Below are 3,699 nucleotides of genomic sequence, written 5' to 3'. Positions count from 1 at the left end.
TTGATTTTAAGCCGGTGCCAGCCGGCGCCGAGGCCGACTTCTTCAACACAATCGCCCATTTGCGGACATTCCGATCTAATCTATCATCTCTCGTATGGTACGAACTCAACGATGCGTTGCCGCGATCGCCACGGCTTGGTTGTTCCTATCAAGCGTGACCTCGGACGCCCGACTTCCAAATTTTGACCAAAGATCGGTGCCGCCTGTGCCCCCGGCTGAATACGACCCTGTATCCGGTCCGTTTTTAGCTAGAATAAGCCGGAAAGGCGAACTCGATGATCCGGGGGTGATTGCCAATTCTACAGCGTCTTGGGCCGGCCCGAATTTATCTGCCTTTGTACTATGTTTTCAACCGGGAGCCGATCGTGACGGCTTGCAGGTTGCGTTTCAGGCCCTTCGCAACGTTTCGGTTGCGCTCAAAATGCAGGGCGCGGTGACAGTCGTTATAGACGGGAAGCGCACATGTGATGCGGCTCCTTCGCCCTCAATGGGAAGCAAGCCACACGTTGAAATCAAAGGCGTAATTCGCAGTTAGTGTCGTAGGCTTCATGTCCAAGCTCCTCTCAGTCCGGACATTCCTGATGCTAAAAACCATGAAAAATTCTCCATTCAAACAGCAATGGTAAGTGAGCAAGTGACACCCTCTAGCGCACGAGCCTACGCGTGTTAGGCTACTGCGATGCTTGTTCGCGCTATACTGATAATCGTTGCCGGGCTGATCGGGGCCTCTGCGACCGCACAACCCTCCGATTCCACCGCCGCGATCATGCCAAAGCCGGTGTGCTCGGGTCACCTTGGGGAATCTGTTGCGATCAACGCTGCTCCCCTAACAGTCGAGATGCTGGGGGGCAGCTATCGAGCACATCCCGGCTGGCCACATCCCGGTGAGGCACGCGTGGATCAGCTTCGCTATAGCTCGGCGGTGATGCTGCGCTCGGATGACCCACGCTTCACCGACTTTGACCTCTCTCCTGGCCCAGTGCACTCGCGTACATCGGGATGCTGGTTTTCATGGACCAGCATCCAAGGGAAGAGCGGTATTGCAGGCATTTCCAACGCTGGCATCGGGAGGAGCGGTTATGTGGATGGTTTTGTCCCGGCGCGGCCTGCCGTGACCCCCGATATCGTTGGATACAGTTTCGTCGCAGCCGATGACAACGTACATAGGGACAGCTACACTTGGATTGGGGTATGGAACGCCAAAGGCTTGGCAGAGCGGTCGCGGGTCGTCGCCTTCGACGGCAAACGGTTCCTTATCCTTGCAACATTGCCCGTCCGGTTAGGAGCTATTTCAAATCTGTCCGACCTTCATTCTCAAGCCTATTTTTTAACGCTGATCGGTGAAGGCAAGCTTAGTCAAAAAGTAGCTTGGATAAGACTAGTCTGGCCCTAACCCGTCGATATACGGGTGCCGCTAACGATCCTAAGCCTACCCCCCCCCCCCCGCGTAAACGATCAAAGATTTCGCATCAGCCAAGGAATGGCAGGAAACGTAGGCGCTCACCGATGCAAAAAGTTGATGCATTGGCGGGCTCGTTCGGTGGTGGGTTTCCCGGAGCGCAGCCGCGAAAGCCGTCCGTCCGCTTTCCACCAAACCCGGACATTCAGGGCCGACACGCATCAGATTTCTGCATCAAGCGATCCTACGATTTCCGCGGCTCCGAGCCTGATGCAGATCTTGTGAATTTGCATCATGTCGGATTTACCACACGGTTCTGAGTACCTCTGCGGCAGCGCTGCGTAGCAGGGGTTCGTTTCGTGACTGCACTTTGGGTCCGACGCGTTCAGCAAAGGGCATGAATGATCTTTGATCATTTTTCTGCATAGCGGTGCATGCTTGGCCAATCTCGGTGGCGCTGAGCGATTGCCAGCTACTGACCAAGTTCTTCTCCCACTCTGCGCTATGACGCTTAACGGCCGCGTCGATTGCCTGCGCAAGCTTCTGGTCACCCGAAGCCCCGTCCCGGGCCTTGACCATAGCGGCAGTCTGAGTTCGCCCAACTGCCATGGTCAGTATCGACCTGAACTGCTCGGCCCGCTTCATCGAGGCAACGAGGCCTTGCGCATCGCGAGTAGCGCACTGTGCAGACGCGCTGCCGCAGCTCGCGAGGGCTACAGACGCGGTAACGATCGTGAGAAGTCGTATCATGCTCAAAACATGCGCTTGAAGGGTTAGGATAAACTGAACGAAGGCGGATTGCCTCCAGCCTTCTTGAGCCCGCCGCGCTATTGTCAGGCCTGATGCAAAACTTTTGGTTTTGCATCAGGAACGAAGGTGATGGTAGATTTTGGCGGGCGCCGGTCATTAACAATAAACTATCGAGTGTAAATTATTTACGATATCCCACGACGATCCGAACACCTGGTGCGTCGACGCTGCCTGTTGTTGCAAGTTCAACAATGTGTTCTGCGGGGAACCAATAAGCAGGTATGGCCTTACCATCCTTTATTTTCCGGTCTGCTTTTAGCGCGATATCAATCGCATTTGCAATATCACCAACGGCGGATACATTAGGTACTTTCGCCATAACAGCGCAGATTGGAGTTTCTGCGCCCGACTTATGAAGAATTATAATATTTCCCTTGGATAATAACGGTATCGGCAACCCTACCGACTTTCCAGCCTCGGAAGCTGACACTGCGCCCCATCCATCTTTCTTCAGAATTTCGACATTCACCTGATGACTATCAACCGCCATCAGGCAAGATAGGACGCCCTTTACGACCTCCGGCGTTTTAGCTGCGGGAAGCGTATCAGCTAACGCTGCGGACGCTGTGAGGCCTAAAATCAAGCATCCATATAAGATTTTCACGGGCACCCCTCACATGACGGCAAGCCGTCTGACTATTACTAACCTGCGCCATTCCATCGATGTCTGGCAATGTGCAGTTTCAGCGTTGCAAATGGGACCCTTTTTGCGACGCAGCTCGTGCCAGCCTCAATTCTGGAGATAGGATCGATCCCAAGACGTCCGCGCCATCTCATTGGGCCCCGTTCCTATTCCGTTTACGGCGGCGAGGAATATGCCGCGGGTCGGGCGGCCCTAGGCCTGCGCGCCGAATAAGCCGGAAGATCGCATATACGAACGCCGCCACACCAGCGAGCCATAGCTCGAAAGGCATAATGAAATGGCCGATCAGCGCGAACAGCACGAAGCCGAGCAGCAACTGGCTTAGCGGCCCTGCGCGACGCAAACCGATCCATAGGACTGGCGCGAGGACCAGCGTACCTAGAAGCGCGACGAGCATCGCAGCATAGCCGCACGATCCTTCGAAACAGGAGCCGAAAACGGTCGGGTCGAGCGCCTTGGCGATGACGGTGCCTACCAGGGCGATGACGAAGGCAAGCGCCAGGGACAGCAGGGCTCTCATGCTTCCGACGGTGACGACTACGTCCGCACCGGTCAACTTTGTCGGCCATGGCAAGCCGCAGACATGTCACTTTCCCAGAATGCCATCGCTGGTGGGAAGGCGAACGGGCGTGATCGACCACGCCCGTTGCTGCCATCAGCCGGGTGAAGCGGCAGAACCGGCCAGTAGCCCACCGTCGATGCTCATCTCCGTCCCTGTGACGTAGGTCGCTTCATCGGAGGCCAGCATTACCGCAATAGCCGCGACTTCATCGGGCATCCCGAACCGCTTGAGAGGCGTGTCCGCTACTACCGCCTGCATCTTGGCGTCCCGATCGGGACCGGTGCC

At 56.0% G+C, this 3,699-nt stretch carries 4 protein-coding genes; 1 reads left to right on the top strand and 3 read right to left on the bottom strand.

Annotated elements, in window-relative coordinates; translation table 11 throughout:
• The first annotated feature begins 679 nt into the window (after nucleotides 1-679).
• Entirely contained in the window at nucleotides 680-1,393 is a 714-nt protein-coding gene (locus IFS44_RS21435; protein WP_192100132.1) for a hypothetical protein, read from the top strand.
• Nucleotides 1,394-2,330: 937 nt separating this feature from the next.
• Here IFS44_RS21435 and IFS44_RS21430 read toward each other — a convergent pair.
• From IFS44_RS21430 to IFS44_RS21420, 3 genes are all read right to left on the bottom strand, one after another.
• Complete coding sequence (locus tag IFS44_RS21430) at nucleotides 2,331-2,813, bottom strand: hypothetical protein (RefSeq protein WP_192071896.1); 483 nt, start codon at nucleotides 2,811-2,813, stop codon at nucleotides 2,331-2,333.
• Nucleotides 2,814-2,982: 169 nt separating this feature from the next.
• On the bottom strand, nucleotides 2,983-3,372 hold the full coding sequence (locus IFS44_RS21425) for a hypothetical protein (RefSeq protein ID WP_192003652.1): 390 nt from the start codon (nucleotides 3,370-3,372) through the stop codon (nucleotides 2,983-2,985).
• Nucleotides 3,373-3,507: 135 nt separating this feature from the next.
• Nucleotides 3,508-3,699 (bottom strand): SDR family oxidoreductase (locus IFS44_RS21420; RefSeq protein ID WP_192100129.1); only part of this gene is annotated, 192 nt, incomplete at its 5' end.

Source organism: Sphingomonas sp. CFBP 13706, assembly GCF_014842355.1.
Lineage (GTDB): Bacteria > Pseudomonadota > Alphaproteobacteria > Sphingomonadales > Sphingomonadaceae > Sphingomonas > Sphingomonas aerolata.
This window is presented reverse-complemented; position numbering and strand designations above follow the sequence as displayed.

Coding starts and splice junctions, on each gene's coding strand:
- IFS44_RS21425 (WP_192003652.1), bottom strand. CDS start 3,372: ATGAGAGCCCTGCTGTCCCTGGCGCTTGCCTTCGTCATCGCCCTGGTA.
- IFS44_RS21435 (WP_192100132.1), top strand. CDS start 680: ATGCTTGTTCGCGCTATACTGATAATCGTTGCCGGGCTGATCGGGGCC.